Below are 16,560 nucleotides of genomic sequence, written 5' to 3' on the forward strand. Positions count from 1 at the left end.
ATATAGGGGTGGTGTTATGATACTTTTAACGATAGGAGCAATTTTGTTAACGTTATTTATTTTCTTTATTATCGGCTTTATTACGTTTATGATGTTTGTTGATAAGGCGACACCTCAAATATATTATACACCTTGTGAATCAGTGACAGTGAAAACTAAAGGTAAACATAGAAGGAAGAAAAGTTGAAAGTTGGCTTTTCTTCCTTCTTCTATTACATCCCGGAAAGAACTAACAACAATAATCCAAATAAAAAACTAGTCAAGGAAAGAAAACCGATACATATGGAGAATACACGATTATTTCCCCATTCACGCCAGAAAGTTATAAAACCTAAAATACAAAGGAAAAACCAAATGGGTAGGAATAGGAACTCACTAATTTTCTCGGGAAGTAACGAATAAAAAGTTGTTACATATAAGATCCAATTAGTAAAAAATAAAAGGCAAACGATAATAGATTGTAAGTAGGGGCGGTTGAAAAATAGCCCTTTTTTTACGGTTTTAAAAATGATAGTTAGCGCTGAGATAAAGGCAATGAGTATGAAAACAAGTAAGAGTAATGTCAGCGTCATTTTGAGTCTCCTGTATAAGATTGTTTTTATCACGCATGGGCAGTAAGACCCACACCTTAAAACTCAACGTAAGAAAAGAGATTAGGTGGGGGATGCCCCCCCCCCACTGATTGAAGTTTCACTTTACAAGAAATGAATCTATTAAATTGTATGCTTGTTTTGTAGAGTGCCCGTTATATTTTTCAGTGTACGGATTTAGAAATCCATGTTCACCGTGTAGTTGTTTTATTTCTAATAAAGGATTCTTTTGTTGCTGCAATGTGTGAATTAAAGAGGATACTGAAAAACTAGCTTCTTTTTCAGGGAATATAAGTAATGTAGAGCATGTAGGCTTTATGTGAACATAGTCGCGTATACGAGAACCGTAACATCCGATAATAAAATCTATTTTCGGATTGTTACTACATAGCCATGAGATGGTAGCTCCAACACTAAAGCCGATAAGTCCAATATGTGTATAACTACTAGAAAGATGAGAAATGAATTCTTCAATTTGCTTTTTTCCATCATCAAATCCAATATGATTTACAAAATGTTCATATGCCTTTTCTTCATCACGATAATGAAATGCATGTTGTAAGTGTAGAAGATTAGGACAGAATACGTCTATATGAGATGAAGTAAAGTGCTGGGTAACGTGATGCATATGGTCGTTCACACCATATATTTCATGAACAATAACGAGAGCTAATTTTTCCTTCATAGTTATAAAGTACCTCTATGAAACTTAAATTCTTTCTCAACAAGACAAATACGCAGGTGGAAGTTTTCATACCATTGCTCACGACCTCTTTTTTTCGCTTCTTTATGTAAGGTGTTCTTCTTCCAATTTTCAATCGCATCAAGTGATTCCCAATAAGAAATTGTTATTCCGAGTCCAGAATTACCTCGTGCACTTTCTACACCTAAAAATCCAGGTTGTTACTTTGCAAGTTTCTCCATTTCTTCGGCAACGGTATTATAGTCAGTTGTATTATTTGATAAATTAGAAGTGAATATAACTGCATAATAAGGCTGGTTTTTTTCTAAATTAGATGCCATTATTTTTCCTCCTTAATGTATAGTACGAATAATTAATCCATAGTTTGTATTTTAGCAGGTCACAAAAAGAAAAGAAGTAGAAAATTCTTATTTTTTCAGCTCATGTAAAATAAAGAGTTGAAGAAATTTATAATAAGTAATCTGAAAGAAGAAAAATGCCACTTCAAAAGAGAAGTGGCATTTCTTATATTTCCTCTAAGCTATTAACTGGAACAGTTAATTCGCGTCCTGGGTTTTTTACTTCATATATGCGGGCGGTTTCATTGCTTTCATCGACGTGTTGAATCATAACAGGCATGCCTTGAAAATTGACATTGGCTTGTTCTGCTGACATAGAAAGCTCTATTGCACGTTGTATATTCATTTATATTCCTCCCATCATTATTATCTTTGCTAAAAAAGAGGAATAATATACCATTTAGAGACATTCTTAAAGTTTTTGTATTATTTGTAATGTTTCTTTAATAAATGAAGTGAAGATGGAATCAGGATAGGCCTGTACGATTTCATATGCTTCTGTTACTTCTTCAAGAGCTCTTTTTTTATCATTAAGTTTCACATAACAAAGAGCGCGATATGCCCCAGCTGTTGTAAGCCGTGCGTGATCAAGTGGATGGTTTATATAATCTGGTATGATAGCGCGTTGCAATGTTTTTAAAGCTTCTTCGTATTGTTTTAAACCATACAAAGCTTTTCCTTTTTCAAGATAATATGATCCATCATCTTGAAAAATTGGCTCATCTTTTAATTTTTCTCGAAATTGTTCTAAATGTTCTAATGCAATTGTATATTCATTAGCAATTGTGTTGTAGTAGAAAGCTTTTAAAAGATCAATAACCGCCGCAGAGAAATTATCTTCTGTAAAAATGGCGAATTGCTCTGATTTTTTTATGTAATGTAAATATTGTTCTTTATCAGCCGTGATTACTTTTTGATAAGATAAAATACGATAAAATTCATCTGTTTTATAATACACTTGATGTTTTTTTGAAAATGCAAGTGCATCTAAAATGACACTTTCACATTGTTCGTAATCACCACATGCAAGAAAAATAATTGCTTCATATAAATATAATTCGATATGTATAATGAGATCCATTTCTAAATGTTTCTCTTCATAGTCATTTCGGATACTAGCTATAAGTTGTAAACATTCAGCATATTTTTTACGTGTGAATATCGTAAAGGATAATTTTAATTTTGTTTCCGTACTATCCCGGTATAACGTATATTTCTCAAAAATAGAAGTAGCCTTTTCAACGTAATATTCAATATTGTAATCTTTCATTTTAGCCGCAGCTGTTACAAACTGTTTATATAAACGAGCAGTATTCAAAGTGGGAGGTAGCTCTTTTTGAACGATCGGTAGTAAAACCTCATATACTTCATCGTACTTGTTTGCTTTTATTAGTTTCTCCGTTTGTTGAATGAGTCCTACAATTTCTACATCATCTTCTTCTAATAAAAAACTCGTTTCACATTCAAGTTTGTCAGCGATATATTGTAGTGTTTTCATAGAAGGTGTAGCTTTTCCATTTTCAATTTGACTTAGCATACTTTTTGTGAGTTCTGAACCTGCTAGATCAGTTTGAGTAAGCTTTTTTTCTTTTCGTAACGTTTTAATTTTTTCACCGAGAGTAGCCATATAATTGCTCCTTTATAGTTAGAAAGTTAAATGTCATTAAACTTTTTGTTGTAAAAATTGGAAAGTTAATTATATAATAAGTTTAACACAATTTAACTTTTAAGGGGAGAGTGTCAAAAATGGGGGATATAAGTATAGGACAAAATGATTCAAGAATGAAGATTGCAACGAGAAATATTATTTTAATGATGATTGGGAAAATGACGTCTTTGCTAGGAGCCGGTATTTATACGTTTGCAATGGGATTATACGTATTAAAGACAACGGGTTCAGGAATGGGGTTTGCAACTACGCTTATTTGTGGATCGATTCCAAGGCTAATCTGTGGACCAATTGCTGGTGCTGTAGCTGACCGCGTCAATCGAAAATGGCTTGTCATCGGTACCGATTTGTTAAGTAGTTTAACAATGTTTATTATGTTTATCCTTGCAACTACTTTTGGGCCATCACTTCTGTTTATTTATGTTTCAGCAGCATTATTATCAATTTGTGCGAGTTTTTACTCTGTTTCATTAACTTCATCTATTCCAAGTTTAGTAGATGAAGGACGTATTCAAAAAGCGAGTGCCTTGAACCAGACGGCAGCATCTTTATCAAATATTTTAGCACCGATTATTGGCGGAGTTGTATTTGGTTTCTTTTCAATTAAATCGTTTTTCCTATTGAATAGCATTACATTCTTTTTAGCGGTTGTTGTGCAATTGTTTATCGTATTTGATTTATACAAAAAAGAAAAGGCTGAAAGTAAAGAGCATTTCTTGACGAGTATAAAAGAAGGGTTTTCATATGTGAAAAGACAGCATGAAATATATGGTTTAATGAAAATTGCAGTAGGGGTAAACTTTTTTGCGAGTGCACTTTTCGTTTCACTTCCATATATTATTGTTCAAAATTTGCATCTATCTTCGAAACAACTCGGTGTTGTAGAGGGAATGTTAGCAGTTGGGATGTTAATTGGTGCAATTGCGTTATCAGTACGTAAAGAAGTGAATGATCCGTTTCGCTCTGTTTATATTGGGTTGTTTTTATTTGCGAGTTTGAGTTTATGTACAGTGTTTCCATTAGTAGTCACCATCCCGAAAGTAGCAAGTTTTATTTACTATATCGCTTTTATGATGTTAACTGGTATATCAATGATGGTTGTAAATATCCCGATGCAAGTACATTTGCAAAAGACGACAGATCCAAGTTATTTAGGACGCGTTTTCGGCTTACTTGAAACAATTTCTACTGCAATCGCACCGCTCGGTATGATTGTGTATGGATTATTATTAGATATGTTGCCAACTAGCATTGTTATGATGACATTAGGCGTAGGTTTATTGTTAGTTGTATTAGTAGGAGTAAAGAAGCATGTAATGAAAAAGCAAGTGGATGTGTCTGTCTAAAAGGAAATGTGACTTAATAAAATAAAAATGACTAAATTAGTATTTTAGTTTTTGAAACTCTTTTTCATGTATGTTAAAGTAAAGTGAGCTTGCAAAGAAAAGGAGACAACAGCATGAAAAAATTAAGTTTTGTTATGCTTTTTCTATTAGTCGTAATGGCTGGATGTAGCAATTATGACACATATATTGAAACAGGTATGCAATCATTGAAAGATGAAAAGTATAGTGATGCAACAATGTGGTTCGAAAAAGCAGAAAAAGAGAAATCAGGAAATGAAGCGAAATCATATAAAGAAGTTGCTGAGAAAATGGATCAGGGAGCAACAGCATTAAAAGACGGTAAGTATTTAGAAGCGAAAGACATTGCAAATGAAGTGTTACAAAAGAAAAAAGATGATGAACTTGAAAAAGCTGTAATATCAAATGCAGAGAATATGCTTCAAAAAGCAAAAGATGTGGAAGAGAAAGTAAATGAAAGAGTGGCAAAGCGTAGAAAGGTAGAAGAAGAGGGAATCGATAAAATTATTAAAGCTGTCGATAGTATAGATGAAGTGAAAGAAAAAGAGAAGAAAGTATCAGAAGCATTAGATAAGGCTGAAGAGGCGCAAGCAAAAATTGAGGCAAAGAAAAATAAATAGATTTATAGTTTGAAAGGCTGTCGTGCATAACGACAGCCTTTTAATTTTTTGTTGCAAATGTAGTGATGCTCTGTAGTAAAAAAGAAATGATTTTAGAATTCCATCTGTCTTCATGATGAATCGTATAAATATTACGCTGAAATTCAAATTCAGGGATTGGTATATAGCATAGCTCATTTCGTTGTATTTCTTGTTCGATAGCCAGTTTAGAAATCAAGGCAATTCCATTACCATATTTTAAAATTTGTTTCATCGTTTCTAATGAGTCTAATTCAATTTCTGATTGGAATGTAATGTTGTGCGCTAACGTCCATTGTGTAAGTAAGTCTCTCGTTGTAGATGGATTACGATGCAATAGTATGCGTTCCTTTTCTATATTTTGTAACGATACATTGTCTTTCTTTGAAAAATGATGTTCTTTGGAAAAAGCAAGAACAAGTGTATCGGGCATTATATTCGTTTGTTTTAAAAGTGGTTCATCAAATGGAGCAGCGGAAATTATCCCAAGATCGATTTCGTGATTTTGTAGCATCATTCGAATTTCAGGGGCGATTTTAACTAGTAGCGTTATTTTTATATTGGGAAATTCACATTGAAATTGATGAACGACTGCTGGCAAAAGATAAGTCGCTGGTACATAACTAGCGCCGATTGTTATAGCGCCTTTATGAAAATCTTTAAACTCTTGCGTGACACGTCTAGCTTCTTTCATAAGTGCATCTATTTTACAAGCATAATGGTGCAAAGCCTCACCAGCCTCTGTTAAGAAATACCTTCCAGAACGTAATTCGAATAAAGACACACCGAGTTCTTCTTCTAAGCTTTTTATATGAAAAGTAATAGTTGGTTGTTTAACGCCAAGTTTTTCTGCAACGATTGTAAGCTTTTTGTATTTCTTAATAAGTACTACAATTTCTAATTTTAAGAGATTCATTATGAATTGCCGCCTTTTTTATTTTAACTATAGAAAAAATCTATAGAAATAAATAGTTTATTAGAAGTTTTTTAATTTAATCTTTACAGTACATTAACATTAAGTATAAATCTTCCATATAGAATGAAAGCAGGTTAAGAATGAGGGGAGAGAGGTGAGACGATGGATATTAAAATTAATGGATTAGAAAAAACATTTGGAAAAACACAAGCGTTAAAGCCGTTGCAGATTGTAATGAAACAAGGGGAATTCACTACACTTTTAGGACCTTCGGGATGTGGGAAAACGACTTTACTTAGAATGATAGCAGGACTTGAAGAACCGGATAAGGGAGAAATATATTTTGGAGACCAGTGCATGTATTCTGCTACAAAAAAGATAAAGACATCTCCTCATGAACGGAATATCGGTATGGTATTTCAAGATTTTGCTTTATGGCCGCACATGACTGTTTTTGAAAATGTTGCATTTGGTTTAAGAGCTACAAAGCAAACGAATCATTTACGAGAAAAAGTAGAAGATGCAATAAAGCGAGTTCGCCTGCAAGGTATGGAGAAAAGGTATCCACACGAACTTTCTGGTGGACAGCAACAACGTGTCGCATTCGCTAGAGCAATTGTAACAAAACCTCATTTTATTTTGTTTGACGAACCGCTAAGTGCGCTCGATGCAATTTTGCGAGAAGAAATGAGAATAGAGCTTATGGATATCGTTCATTCCATTGGTTTAACTGCACTGTATGTTACTCACGATCAAACAGAAGCAATGTCAATGTCAGACCAAATTATTGTCATGAAACAAGGAGCAGTATTACAAAAAGGAACACCCGAAGATATTTATGTGAAACCGTCTCATGAATTTGTTGCCAAATTTGTTGGTAAGGCGAATTGGCTTGTAGAGGGTAAAAAAATGGTTCGTCCAGAGCATGTGAGTTGGACGAAAAATGAAGTGTGCGAAATGTATACAGGTGAAATTAAGCACGTTACATATGTAGGAGAACGGTATGAAATAAAAGTAAACATGGGGGCACTCGGAATATGGACAGCTTATCACAATAGTAAATTAAGCATCGGTAAACCAGTATCGTTATATGTGCCAAAAAAATGTATTCATCATATAGGGGGAGAATCGTATGAAGAAATTCAGTTCGCTTAAGTCTTTATTTGTATGTACTTTATTATTTTCGGCTGTAGTAACAGGTTGTAGTTCAAAGGGTAATGCAGATGCAAAAAGTACAAATACGAATGAAAAGAAAATTGTTGTATATAGTGCAGGGCCAAAAGGGTTAGCAGAAAAAGTTCAAAAAGACTTTGAAAAGAAAACTGGTATAAAGGTGGAAATGTTTCAAGGGACAACTGGTAAAATTTTAGCGAGAATGGAAGCTGAAAAGAAAAATCCAGTCGTTGACGTTGTCGTACTCGCTTCCTTACCAGCGATGGAAGGATTAAAGAAAGAGGGTCAAACGTTAGCTTATAAAGAGGCGAAACAAGCTGATAAGCTGCGTTCTGAATGGTCAGATGATAAAGGCCATTATTTCGGGTATAGTGCTTCAGCATTAGGGATTGTGTACAATACAAAAAATGTGAAGACAGCGCCTGAAGATTGGAGCGATATAACGAAAGGAGAATGGAAAGGGAAAGTGAATCTTCCAGATCCAGCACTTTCAGGTTCAGCTTTAGACTTTGTAACAGGATACGTGAAAAAGAATGGACAAGATGGATGGAATTTATTTGAGCAGCTTAAGAAAAATGAAGTTACAGTAGCAGGAGCAAATCAGGAAGCGTTAGACCCAGTTGTAACAGGTGCGAAAGATATGGTCATTGCGGGTGTTGATTATATGACGTATAGCGCAAAAGCAAAGGGTGAACCTGTTGATATTGTATATCCAAAAAGCGGAACAGTTATTAGCCCACGTGTAGCTGGGATTATGAAGGATAGTAAAAATGTTGAAGGTGCAAAAGAGTTTATTGATTATTTATTATCCGATGATGTACAAAAACAAGTTTCTAAAGCGTATTTATTGCCTGGTAGAACAGATATAAAAGCTGAAAATAGACCAAATGTAGAAGAGATTCCAGTATTAAATATTGATTGGAAAACAGTTGAGAAAGAGCAAGATGAAATAGGAAAACAATTTAAGAAAGTATTTCAATAAGATGGTGATTCCATGGTAAATCGATTCGTATCAGTAAGACAAGTTGGAATGACGGTAGCGTTATTACTTGTGGCGATGTTAATCGTCATTCCACTTTTTCTTATTTTATTTTCTAGTGTATATGAAAATAGCAGTTGGAATTTTTTAAAGCCTTTTGAAGTGATGCAGAGTGGTGGATTAGCTGGGATTTTTCTAAATTCGATGCTTCTAGGTGCACTCGTTGTAATAGGTGCTACAATATTTGCATTTCCATTGGCATTTATTATGAGCAAAACAGATGTAGGAAAGTATAGTAAGTTAGATATTGTTTTTATGATTCCATTTATGACACCGCCGTATATTGGATCGATGGGCTGGATTTTGTTCATGCAACCTAACGGCTATTTTGAACAATTTTTCCCGATGCTAAAGACAGTTTCATCATCGTTTTTTAGTTTAGGAGGTATGGTATTAATTATGAGTCTGCATTTATTCCCATTCCTTTATTTCATGCTGAAAAACACGTTACTTCAGATTGGGAGTAGTAAAGAAGAAGCTGCAGCAGTTCATGGCGGAAGTTTTTTCTATCGCTTAAGAAAAATAATATTGCCGTTATTAGTATCAAGTTATGTAATGGGTGCTTTACTCATTTTCGTAAAGACGATTGCTGAATTTGGAACACCGGCTACATTCGGACGTAGAATAGGATTCCACGTGTTAACATCAGAAATTCATAAATTTATTTCGAGTTGGCCAATTGATTTCAGTAGTGCAACAGCATTATCTTCTTTATTACTTAGTGCTTGTATGCTCATTTGGTATATGCAAAATGTATTGAATCGAAAGTATTCATATGCAATGGTTAGTGGAAAAGGTGTGAAATCTAAAAGATATACTTTGTCTATATTTACGCGCGTTGTAGCATGGATGTATGTAATTGGTTTATTAATCGTATCAATTGGAATTCCATACTTTTCTATACTTATTGCTTCTTTTTCAAAATTAAGAGGCGGCGGTTTACATGTAAATAACTTTACAACAAGTCATTATGAGGCATTGTTTACAATGGGGTCTCCGGGATTAGAGGCTTTATGGAATAGTTTTCTTTTTTCACTCGTAACAGCGATTATTGCGGTAATGATTGGAGTCTTTTTGGCACTTATGATTCGAAAGGGGAAAAAAACCTCTGAAAAATGGCTTGATATGTGCGGTATGTTACCGAATATGGTACCAGGAATCGTTATGGTTGTAGGTCTTATTCTATTTTGGAATTCACCATATATGCCTATGTCAATTTATAATACACCAATCATGGTTATCGTAACGTATGTTGTTCTGTTTTTACCTTACACGGTGCAATATGTAAAATCATCACTCGGACAAATTGATGATTCTCTCGTGCAGGCAGGAAGTATTTTTTCTGGAAATTATATTTATATTTTTAGAAAAATAATATTGCCTCTTATTATCCCAGGCATTCTTGCCGGATGGGCGATGACATTTACAATTTCAATAAGAGAATTAGTAGCATCACTTCTCGTATTACCTCCATCAGTAGAAACGTCAGCAACGTTTATTTTTGCTCAATTTGAACAGGGTGAAGTATCTATAGGAATGGCGATGGCCGTTGTTTCTGTTGGACTTACAACAATGTGCTTATTACTGCTGCAACATATGGAGCAAAAGCGAAAAGGGGTAGCATGATGAGAGTGGAAGTATGGGGAGGAGCAGGAGAATACGGTCGCTCTTGCTATTTTGTAAAAAATAAAGAGACGAAAATAGTATTTGATTGTGGTATTAATCGATCTTATGAGGATGGTTATCCAAAAATAGAGAGAGAAGCTGTTCCATTTTTAGATGCGGTATTTTTATCACATATTCATGAAGATCATACGATGGGTTTACCTTTATTAGCGAAGTATGGCTATAAGAAAAAAAATTGGACGACTCGTTATACGAAGGAGCAACTGCCGTTATATTATGAAAAATGGAGAAACTATAATGTAATGCAAGGATGGAATTTACCTTATAGCGACCAACATATAAAAGATTTAAATTATGTATGTATTGATGAGATTAGCAATCCAAATGAATGGTTACAAATTACTCCTACATTGCGGTTTCAGTGGGGGTATAGTGGGCATGTATTAGGAGCTGTTTGGTTTTTAGTTGATATGTGTAATACATACGTATTTTATTCAGGCGACTATTCAGCAGAGTCTAACATACTACGAGCTAATTTACCTGAGAAATTGGGCCACAATATAAAAGTTGCAATTGTAGATGCCGCTTATCACACAGATGATGTTTCGCAAAATGAAAGATTAGACGATCTATGTGCAGAAATTGAACGAGTTATGCAAAATGAAGGAATAGCATTATTACCGCTGCCACAACTTGGTAGGGCGCAAGATATAGTATTGTATTTATATGAACGATATAAAGAATTTCCGCTTATAGTAGATAAAGAAATTTTGGCTGGATTTGAAGAGATGTTCATATATAAAGGTTGGATAAAAAATAATGAAGAACTTAAATGGATTATGGAGAGTTTAAAAAGAAACATAATAGTTATGGATAATGACATTAGTATGCAAAATAGTTACGGAATAGTTGTAATGAGTGATGCGAATATGCAAACGAAACGAGCACAGTTATACTATGAACAACTTCGGAATGAAAAACGGAATGCCGTTATTTTTACTGGGCATATTGCGAAAGGGAGTTTTGCAGAAAAAGTTATGAAAGAACATGTAAGGAGTACATGTAGGGTGAAGAGAGTTCCGTATAAAGTTCACCAAAGTATAAGAGACGTTAAAGAGATGCTAAATACATTATTACCAGAACATACGGTGTTAGTGCACGCTTTGAAAGAGGATACGGATCGATTACAACAAAAGCTAAGTACAGCAGGGTATGAAAATGTATATTCACTTGCAATGGAACGTATAGAAGTCATTTGAAATGTAAAGGGGATAGGTATATGAAAAAAGTATTTGTATTCGTAAGCATTTTCTTTTGTTGTTTCCTTTATAACGTTAAGGAAGGGTTTGCAGCTAGTCCAATGAAACCTAGTTTTGAAGTAAAGTTATTATTGAAGCCAGAACAAGTATTAGGTGATAACAAAGAGATGAAGCAAGAGGTGCTAGAACATTTCCAGGCTGGTACAAAATATGAAAGAATACAAGTGCAATTTTTAGATACTGCGAATAAAAGTTTAAGCGAGGAAGGTTGGTTTGCTAGAATTCGAAAGAAAGAATTTAGTAAAGATTTTGAATTAACATATAAAAAAAGATATCCTATTCCAAATGGTGTAATTCAAGATGCACTAGAAGTAGCTAAAAAAGAAGGATTCGATAGTAATACGGATAGTTATGAGGCGGAAATAGATTGGGGATTTGAGAAGAAAACATTAAGCATTTCAAATAAGAAAAGTTACAGCGCTAAAGGATATGGGATACTTGATTTACCAAATGAACAAGCTGCTCAAAACATGTTAATAGAAAGATTACCAGGGAAAATGAACAAATGGTTGTATACAAATTGGGGAGAAGAAATGTTAAAGAATTCCCGTATTTACGGTCCTGTATTAATGAAACGATATACAGGAGAGTTTGAAAACATAAAAGCAAATATTGAAATTTGGCCATTAAGTAATACCGGAAAATTAGAAGATGACTTCGTAATAGAAGTGTCATTTAAAACAAATGAAGAAAGTATTGCGACAAAGCAAAGGGAATTATTAATGGCGAGTTTAGAGAAAAAAGGCTGGTTGTTACCGAAAGATAGTTTGAAGACAGAGCTTATTTTTCAGTAAATGAGAAAAAAGGAATCCATATTTCGTGGATTCCTTTTTCCAATATATGAGTATTAAGCTAAGTCAGCTGACACGAACATATCACTATTTTGAAGGTTTTTAGAGCGTAAACTATAAGCAACTACCTTCTTTTTATATTGTTTTACAACATCAACATGCTCCTCGTGACTATAAATATAAAATGTAAAATTCTTTTTGCCACGTTTTGCATTGATAATTAAAGGCGTACCCTCATTGTGTGGTGGTGCATAATAGCGATCTAAAAATAAACCTTCGTTAAAATCATGAATAATTTTTGATTTCTGTTCGCCTTCTACGTTATTTCCGTGAATTGTAATAGTCACATTCTCTTCTTCAAGTTTTGGATGTGTTTCGTACTTGCTAATAATGGATTCAATAACAGTGTTAGGAAGGCTAGAAACGATAATTTTAAATGCTCCAAATACAACTAACATTACAATAAACCAAGTCGTCATAGTATATCATCCCCTTTATTCTATTTAATAATATAACTCATATGGTAATAGTACATATGGTGAAGTTTTGTATAATTTGTGAAAAATATGCCATTTTCACGAACGAAATGTTAGAAAAATCAATTTTGTTACAAAAAGTTGAAATCGAAGTATTTTAAAAGAAAAAGGTTTATAATAAAAATATAACTAATAACCACATTACTAATTATAAGGAAGTGTAACTATGAGTACTGTAGCAATCGTATATGGTATTATTCTTTCCACAATTATTGTTTTGTTTTTCGTTGGGGTTTCACGTTATATTCATAAATGGAAAGAAGGCGTTGCGAAATTAAATCACATTGAAGAAGAACTTAGTGATTTAATGTTACATCATGGTAAGTAAACATTTATTTTTTAACTAAACAATGTGAAGAATATCACAAAACGTGCTTTCCTAATGAAGGCATGTTTTTTTGTTGTTTAAGAAAAGAAGTGTTTTTGTATAAATAATCTAATTATTACTTAAAAAGGGAAATTTATTTAGTATAATATATAATATGTTTATTTTAGGGGGAGTATCATGAGGGGATTAAAAGTTGTTGGAATTATAGCTGGAATTACTATAGTAGGCTGTATAGCTTTCTTTTCAGTGAAGGAATATGTCAATTCCAAAGAAGACTCTAATTATGTGCTAAATTACATAAAAGAACATAAGGATGATAAAACAACTTCTTTAATTGTTAAAAGAAATGGTGAAACATTGACATCAATAAATGAAAAAGAAAAATTACCGCTAGCAAGTATGTCGAAAATCGTTATAGCAATTGAATATGCTAAGCAAGTAGCTGAAGGAAAAATAAGAAAAGACGAGAAAATTTCATTGAAAGAATTAGAAAAATACTGATGGTGGTGCACACCCTGCATGGCTAGATGATGTAAAAGGTAAAGAGTTAGTGAAGGGTGGTCAAACTTCTTTAGAAGAAGTAGTGAAAGGAATGATCCATTATAGTTCGAATGCGAATGCATCATATTTATTGGACAAGCTTGGAGCAGCGCGGATAAATGAAAGTTTGAAAGAGTTAGGCTTAAATAGTCACGATGAATTTTATCCAACGTATACAGGGGCATTATATATGAGGGGCTATGTTGAAAAAGAACTGCATATTCCTCAAAATAAAGCATTGGACAAGCTACGTAATATGTCTAATGATGAATATGTTAAGCATGTATGGCAAATACATGAATGGATGAAAGACGAGAAAGAATGGACAAAACGCGAGATATCGTTAAAAGCCGATATGGATTTTCAGCGTATTTGGTCAGATCGGTTTATAGGTGCAAATGCTAAGGATTACATGAGTTTATTGGAAAAGATAAATAGCAGAAATTATTTTACACCACAAATGCAAGGTGAGGTTGAGAATATATTTAAAGGAACCGTAGGAGAGGGTATATTCGAATTTGCTGGACAGAAAGGTGGTTCTACGGCATTTGTATTAACAAATAGTTTCTATGGTACTGATAAAAAAGGGAATAAGATTGAGATTGTCTTTATGATGAACAATTTGAGTGAAAAAGCATTTGAAAAACTTCTAAGTAATATGGATTACTTTATTCGAGATATTGTCATAAGTGAGAAATTCAGAAATAAATTATAATGAAATAATTTTATTATGTAAACAAAGGGGCACTTATGAAAAATGCTCTTTTGTAATACAGGATTTTCCAATCTTATTATTGAATATAGATGGAAAATAAGAAAGGAGGTTGAAAAATGACAACAATATATTTCGTTCGCCATGCCCATTCTACATATACAAAAGAAGAACGGGAACGACCTTTATCTGAAAAAGGGCACTGTGATGCAGAAAATGTAACGCATTTATTAAAAGATAAACATATTGATGTTGTTATTTCTAGTCCTTACAAAAGAGCAATCCAAACTGTAAAAGGAATTGCGAATACATATAAATTATCAATACAAACTGAAGAAGATTTGCGTGAAAGATTATTGAGCACAGAGCCAGTATCAAATTTTAATGATGCTATGCAGAATGTGTGGAAAGATTGGAGTTTTGCATACGAAGGCGGAGAATCAAATACTGTAGCACAAAAGCGCGCTGTAATATGTATACAAAATATATTAAAAAAATATGAAGGTAAGAATATTGTAATAGGTACGCATGGGAATATTATGGTATTACTAATGAATTATTTTAATTCGAAATATGATTTGGAGTTTTGGAAAACACTTCATATGCCTGATGTGTATAAATTAAATTTTGATAAAAATCGTTTCATTTCTGCTGAAAGAATAGAGAAAACAGGTCATCGGTTAAATATTTTGTAAAAGTTTATCAAAAAAAGAGGAAAGAGAGAAGTTATTGTAGAAGTATGACTTTGTAACATAAAAAATATATGTTAAAGGAGGCTGTTTACATGTTTGAGAAAGAGAAAGAAGGGCTTATTGAAGTTCACAACGTATATGAAATTGCACCAGCAGATGGAACAATTATTGGTATGGCAACAGAAGAAGAAATGGAAATTGCTGCTGAACTAGAGCTGCAGTACTATGCCCATTCTCGTTTGCTAGAAGCAAATATTCAGTTAGACGGTTCCTCCTATAAAGAGTTACTTCAGGAGTTCCAGGAGTACGAAAGAAAATCAATGAGCTTTTGGCGAGCAATACATAAGCGTTTAGCTGTGCCATGGGCATGGGTATTACGTATTGATGTTGCGAATGGCCCTATTTATGTAAGTAATGGGAATGCTTATTACGAAGAAATCGATGATGAAGAAGATTATGAATAGATAAGTAAGGAAGCAACTTTAGTTGCTTCCTTTTTTTATTTATAGAGATTGAACAGCCCCAATAATAATATCAGGCCGATCAATTTCGATTCCGTGACCAGCATGTTCGGCAAGTATATATTGGCTATGTATTGAGAGTTGTAATTGTTCATGGATCAGTTCTTGCCACATTGCTTCAAGTTGTGTTGCTTCCTCTTTTGGCATGCCACCATTAGTCAATTGAGTAATAGAATATTGAGGATCTCTACCGATAACGATTAATGGTATTTCTAATGTTTTACATAGCTCTTTTAGTGAGAGAGCACAGTTTTTCCACTCCGATAGTTCAGAAGCTGTCGCTTTATATAATGAAGGCGAGGTAGAGAATCCAATTTGCTGTTTTGATTGATCGGTGAGAATAGGTTTTAGTTCATTATAAAGTGTGTCTACATCTATTTTGGAGTATGTATTATATTTTTCAAGCCACATATCATCCGAGTCAGTTTGATCAGAAATTGGTAAATGAAGTTCATCTAAACGGTGTAAGTTCATCGAAGTAGAATCAACTAAAATAAGTGCTTGCAGCTTATCTTCATGTAACATCGCAAAATGTTGTGCACATAATCCTCCATAGGAATGACCGATTAGAATAAATGGCTCTTGAATAGCTAGTTTGTTTAGTAACATATGCAGCTCTTTTGTAACTTGCCTTATTGTACGTGGTTGATTTCCTAGCTCACTTTTCCCATAACCTGGGCGATGGTATGAAACGACTGTAAAGTGCTGTGAAAGCTTTTTTATAATAGGAAGCCAATCATAAAATGAGCAACTCATTCCGGTTTGAATGACTACAGTTTGTTTACCACCTCCTCGTATGATAAAGTTAGGTTTTTTAGGAAAGGGATTTACCTATAAACCCGTGAGTATCTAGTTATATGAGATACTTATATTTGTAGATAGAGTGTTGCCGACCACCTCCTTGAATCTTTGTATTCGGTTGAAAGAATGGTACCTCTGTCTAATAAGTAGTTTACGAATGAGTTGGATGTTGATGACCATTGGTCATTCTTCGTATCTCTTACGAGGTAGTAGCGCTTATTAGTTCAGAGGAGGACAACACTATCTAACACTGATTAAAATAGG

19 protein-coding genes and 2 pseudogenes are annotated in these 16,560 nt (G+C 33.7%); 13 read left to right on the forward strand and 8 right to left on the reverse strand.

Going from position 1 to position 16,560, the window contains the following annotated elements; genetic code table 11:
* Positions 1 to 16 precede the first annotated feature (16 nt).
* Positions 17 to 187 carry a DUF3951 domain-containing protein gene (locus ACXKY9_RS07850; RefSeq protein WP_000602236.1) on the forward strand — a complete coding sequence of 57 codons (171 nt, stop codon included), beginning with the start codon at positions 17 to 19 and terminating at the stop codon, positions 185 to 187.
* A gap of 25 nt (positions 188 to 212) precedes the next feature.
* On the opposite strand, the gene ACXKY9_RS07855 is transcribed toward ACXKY9_RS07850, so the two are convergent.
* The 5 genes and pseudogenes from ACXKY9_RS07855 to ACXKY9_RS07875 form a co-directional block, all read right to left on the reverse strand.
* A complete protein-coding gene (locus ACXKY9_RS07855) occupies positions 213 to 572 on the reverse strand; it encodes a hypothetical protein (RefSeq protein WP_002133070.1) in 360 nt (119 codons plus the stop codon).
* Between the two features lie 118 nt (positions 573 to 690).
* Positions 691 to 1,275, reverse strand: a complete 585-nt coding sequence (locus ACXKY9_RS07860) for a dienelactone hydrolase family protein (protein WP_000660114.1) — start codon at positions 1,273 to 1,275, stop codon at positions 691 to 693.
* Between the two features lie 2 nt (positions 1,276 to 1,277).
* Positions 1,278 to 1,613 (reverse strand): annotated as a pseudogene (locus ACXKY9_RS07865) (antibiotic biosynthesis monooxygenase family protein).
* A gap of 184 nt (positions 1,614 to 1,797) precedes the next feature.
* Positions 1,798 to 1,977 carry an H-type small acid-soluble spore protein gene (locus ACXKY9_RS07870; protein ID WP_001025731.1) on the reverse strand — a complete coding sequence of 60 codons (180 nt, stop codon included), beginning with the start codon at positions 1,975 to 1,977 and terminating at the stop codon, positions 1,798 to 1,800.
* A gap of 66 nt (positions 1,978 to 2,043) precedes the next feature.
* A complete protein-coding gene (locus ACXKY9_RS07875) occupies positions 2,044 to 3,258 on the reverse strand; it encodes a transcriptional regulator (protein WP_000212386.1) in 1,215 nt (404 codons plus the stop codon).
* A gap of 119 nt (positions 3,259 to 3,377) precedes the next feature.
* On the opposite strand from ACXKY9_RS07875, the gene ACXKY9_RS07880 reads away from it, so the two are divergent.
* Positions 3,378 to 4,646 carry an MFS transporter gene (locus tag ACXKY9_RS07880; RefSeq protein ID WP_000502489.1) on the forward strand — a complete coding sequence of 423 codons (1,269 nt, stop codon included), beginning with the start codon at positions 3,378 to 3,380 and terminating at the stop codon, positions 4,644 to 4,646.
* 113 nt (positions 4,647 to 4,759) lie between these two features.
* Positions 4,760 to 5,284, forward strand: a complete 525-nt coding sequence (locus tag ACXKY9_RS07885) for a COG3014 family protein (RefSeq protein ID WP_000736440.1) — start codon at positions 4,760 to 4,762, stop codon at positions 5,282 to 5,284.
* Positions 5,285 to 5,324: 40 nt separating this feature from the next.
* On the opposite strand, the gene ACXKY9_RS07890 is transcribed toward ACXKY9_RS07885, so the two are convergent.
* The gene (locus ACXKY9_RS07890) at positions 5,325 to 6,218 is read right to left on the reverse strand and encodes a LysR family transcriptional regulator (protein ID WP_001050593.1); all 894 of its coding nucleotides are present in this window, start codon (positions 6,216 to 6,218) and stop codon (positions 5,325 to 5,327) included.
* A 162-nt stretch (positions 6,219 to 6,380) separates the two neighbouring features.
* Here ACXKY9_RS07890 and ACXKY9_RS07895 point away from each other — a divergent pair, with 162 nt between their 5' ends.
* From ACXKY9_RS07895 to ACXKY9_RS07915, 5 genes are read left to right on the forward strand one after another with little or no spacing between them, the layout of a single operon-like run.
* Positions 6,381 to 7,373, forward strand: coding sequence for an ABC transporter ATP-binding protein (locus ACXKY9_RS07895; RefSeq protein WP_000351800.1), 993 nt, complete (start codon positions 6,381 to 6,383; stop codon positions 7,371 to 7,373).
* Positions 7,351 to 8,373: an ABC transporter substrate-binding protein gene (locus ACXKY9_RS07900; RefSeq protein WP_000714678.1), complete on the forward strand. Its 1,023-nt coding sequence runs from the start codon at positions 7,351 to 7,353 to the stop codon at positions 8,371 to 8,373. The genes ACXKY9_RS07895 and ACXKY9_RS07900 overlap by 23 nt, the downstream gene beginning before the upstream one ends.
* 12 nt (positions 8,374 to 8,385) lie before the next feature.
* Complete coding sequence (locus ACXKY9_RS07905) at positions 8,386 to 10,056, forward strand: ABC transporter permease (RefSeq protein WP_000248151.1); 1,671 nt, start codon at positions 8,386 to 8,388, stop codon at positions 10,054 to 10,056.
* A complete protein-coding gene (locus tag ACXKY9_RS07910; RefSeq protein WP_033676235.1) occupies positions 10,053 to 11,315 on the forward strand; it encodes an MBL fold metallo-hydrolase in 1,263 nt (420 codons plus the stop codon). The genes ACXKY9_RS07905 and ACXKY9_RS07910 overlap by 4 nt, the downstream gene beginning before the upstream one ends.
* Before the next feature lie 20 nt (positions 11,316 to 11,335).
* On the forward strand, positions 11,336 to 12,169 hold the full coding sequence (locus tag ACXKY9_RS07915) for a hypothetical protein (RefSeq protein ID WP_000755310.1): 834 nt from the start codon (positions 11,336 to 11,338) through the stop codon (positions 12,167 to 12,169).
* 53 nt (positions 12,170 to 12,222) lie between these two features.
* On the opposite strand, the gene ACXKY9_RS07920 is transcribed toward ACXKY9_RS07915, so the two are convergent.
* Positions 12,223 to 12,645, reverse strand: coding sequence for a YfmQ family protein (locus ACXKY9_RS07920; protein WP_000214592.1), 423 nt, complete (start codon positions 12,643 to 12,645; stop codon positions 12,223 to 12,225).
* A 41-nt stretch (positions 12,646 to 12,686) separates the two neighbouring features.
* On the opposite strand from ACXKY9_RS07920, the gene ACXKY9_RS07925 reads away from it, so the two are divergent.
* The 5 genes and pseudogenes from ACXKY9_RS07925 (at position 12,687) to ACXKY9_RS07945 (ending at position 15,438) form a co-directional block, all read left to right on the forward strand.
* A complete protein-coding gene (locus ACXKY9_RS07925) occupies positions 12,687 to 12,803 on the forward strand; it encodes a hypothetical protein (RefSeq protein WP_001987133.1) in 117 nt (38 codons plus the stop codon).
* 65 nt (positions 12,804 to 12,868) lie between these two features.
* On the forward strand, positions 12,869 to 13,030 hold the full coding sequence (locus ACXKY9_RS07930; protein WP_000108701.1) for a hypothetical protein: 162 nt from the start codon (positions 12,869 to 12,871) through the stop codon (positions 13,028 to 13,030).
* A 177-nt stretch (positions 13,031 to 13,207) separates the two neighbouring features.
* Positions 13,208 to 14,285, forward strand: a pseudogene (locus ACXKY9_RS07935) (serine hydrolase).
* A 116-nt stretch (positions 14,286 to 14,401) separates the two neighbouring features.
* Complete coding sequence (locus ACXKY9_RS07940) at positions 14,402 to 14,977, forward strand: histidine phosphatase family protein (protein WP_000208259.1); 576 nt, start codon at positions 14,402 to 14,404, stop codon at positions 14,975 to 14,977.
* An 89-nt stretch (positions 14,978 to 15,066) separates the two neighbouring features.
* The gene (locus tag ACXKY9_RS07945; protein ID WP_000461766.1) at positions 15,067 to 15,438 is read left to right on the forward strand and encodes a hypothetical protein; all 372 of its coding nucleotides are present in this window, start codon (positions 15,067 to 15,069) and stop codon (positions 15,436 to 15,438) included.
* Between the two features lie 39 nt (positions 15,439 to 15,477).
* Here ACXKY9_RS07945 and ACXKY9_RS07950 read toward each other — a convergent pair whose 3' ends face one another.
* Complete coding sequence (locus ACXKY9_RS07950; RefSeq protein WP_060567949.1) at positions 15,478 to 16,296, reverse strand: alpha/beta fold hydrolase; 819 nt, start codon at positions 16,294 to 16,296, stop codon at positions 15,478 to 15,480.
* Positions 16,297 to 16,560: the final 264 nt, after the last annotated feature.

The sequence above is a fragment of the Bacillus sp. 2175 genome (genome assembly GCF_057812155.1).

Excerpts from the sequence above, each read along its gene's own strand:
- ACXKY9_RS07860 (WP_000660114.1), bottom strand. The coding sequence starts at position 1,275 with ATGAAGGAAAAATTAGCTCTCGTTATTGTTCATGAAATATATGGTGTG.
- ACXKY9_RS07885 (WP_000736440.1), top strand. The coding sequence starts at position 4,760 with ATGAAAAAATTAAGTTTTGTTATGCTTTTTCTATTAGTCGTAATGGCT.
- ACXKY9_RS07850 (WP_000602236.1), top strand. The coding sequence starts at position 17 with ATGATACTTTTAACGATAGGAGCAATTTTGTTAACGTTATTTATTTTC.
- ACXKY9_RS07855 (WP_002133070.1), bottom strand. The coding sequence starts at position 572 with ATGACGCTGACATTACTCTTACTTGTTTTCATACTCATTGCCTTTATC.
- ACXKY9_RS07890 (WP_001050593.1), bottom strand. The coding sequence starts at position 6,218 with ATGAATCTCTTAAAATTAGAAATTGTAGTACTTATTAAGAAATACAAA.
- ACXKY9_RS07945 (WP_000461766.1), top strand. The coding sequence starts at position 15,067 with ATGTTTGAGAAAGAGAAAGAAGGGCTTATTGAAGTTCACAACGTATAT.
- ACXKY9_RS07915 (WP_000755310.1), top strand. The coding sequence starts at position 11,336 with ATGAAAAAAGTATTTGTATTCGTAAGCATTTTCTTTTGTTGTTTCCTT.
- ACXKY9_RS07870 (WP_001025731.1), bottom strand. The coding sequence starts at position 1,977 with ATGAATATACAACGTGCAATAGAGCTTTCTATGTCAGCAGAACAAGCC.
- ACXKY9_RS07910 (WP_033676235.1), top strand. The coding sequence starts at position 10,053 with ATGATGAGAGTGGAAGTATGGGGAGGAGCAGGAGAATACGGTCGCTCT.
- ACXKY9_RS07930 (WP_000108701.1), top strand. The coding sequence starts at position 12,869 with ATGAGTACTGTAGCAATCGTATATGGTATTATTCTTTCCACAATTATT.
- ACXKY9_RS07925 (WP_001987133.1), top strand. The coding sequence starts at position 12,687 with ATGGTAATAGTACATATGGTGAAGTTTTGTATAATTTGTGAAAAATAT.
- ACXKY9_RS07880 (WP_000502489.1), top strand. The coding sequence starts at position 3,378 with ATGGGGGATATAAGTATAGGACAAAATGATTCAAGAATGAAGATTGCA.
- ACXKY9_RS07905 (WP_000248151.1), top strand. The coding sequence starts at position 8,386 with ATGGTAAATCGATTCGTATCAGTAAGACAAGTTGGAATGACGGTAGCG.
- ACXKY9_RS07875 (WP_000212386.1), bottom strand. The coding sequence starts at position 3,258 with ATGGCTACTCTCGGTGAAAAAATTAAAACGTTACGAAAAGAAAAAAAG.
- ACXKY9_RS07895 (WP_000351800.1), top strand. The coding sequence starts at position 6,381 with ATGGATATTAAAATTAATGGATTAGAAAAAACATTTGGAAAAACACAA.
- ACXKY9_RS07940 (WP_000208259.1), top strand. The coding sequence starts at position 14,402 with ATGACAACAATATATTTCGTTCGCCATGCCCATTCTACATATACAAAA.
- ACXKY9_RS07920 (WP_000214592.1), bottom strand. The coding sequence starts at position 12,645 with ATGACGACTTGGTTTATTGTAATGTTAGTTGTATTTGGAGCATTTAAA.
- ACXKY9_RS07900 (WP_000714678.1), top strand. The coding sequence starts at position 7,351 with ATGAAGAAATTCAGTTCGCTTAAGTCTTTATTTGTATGTACTTTATTA.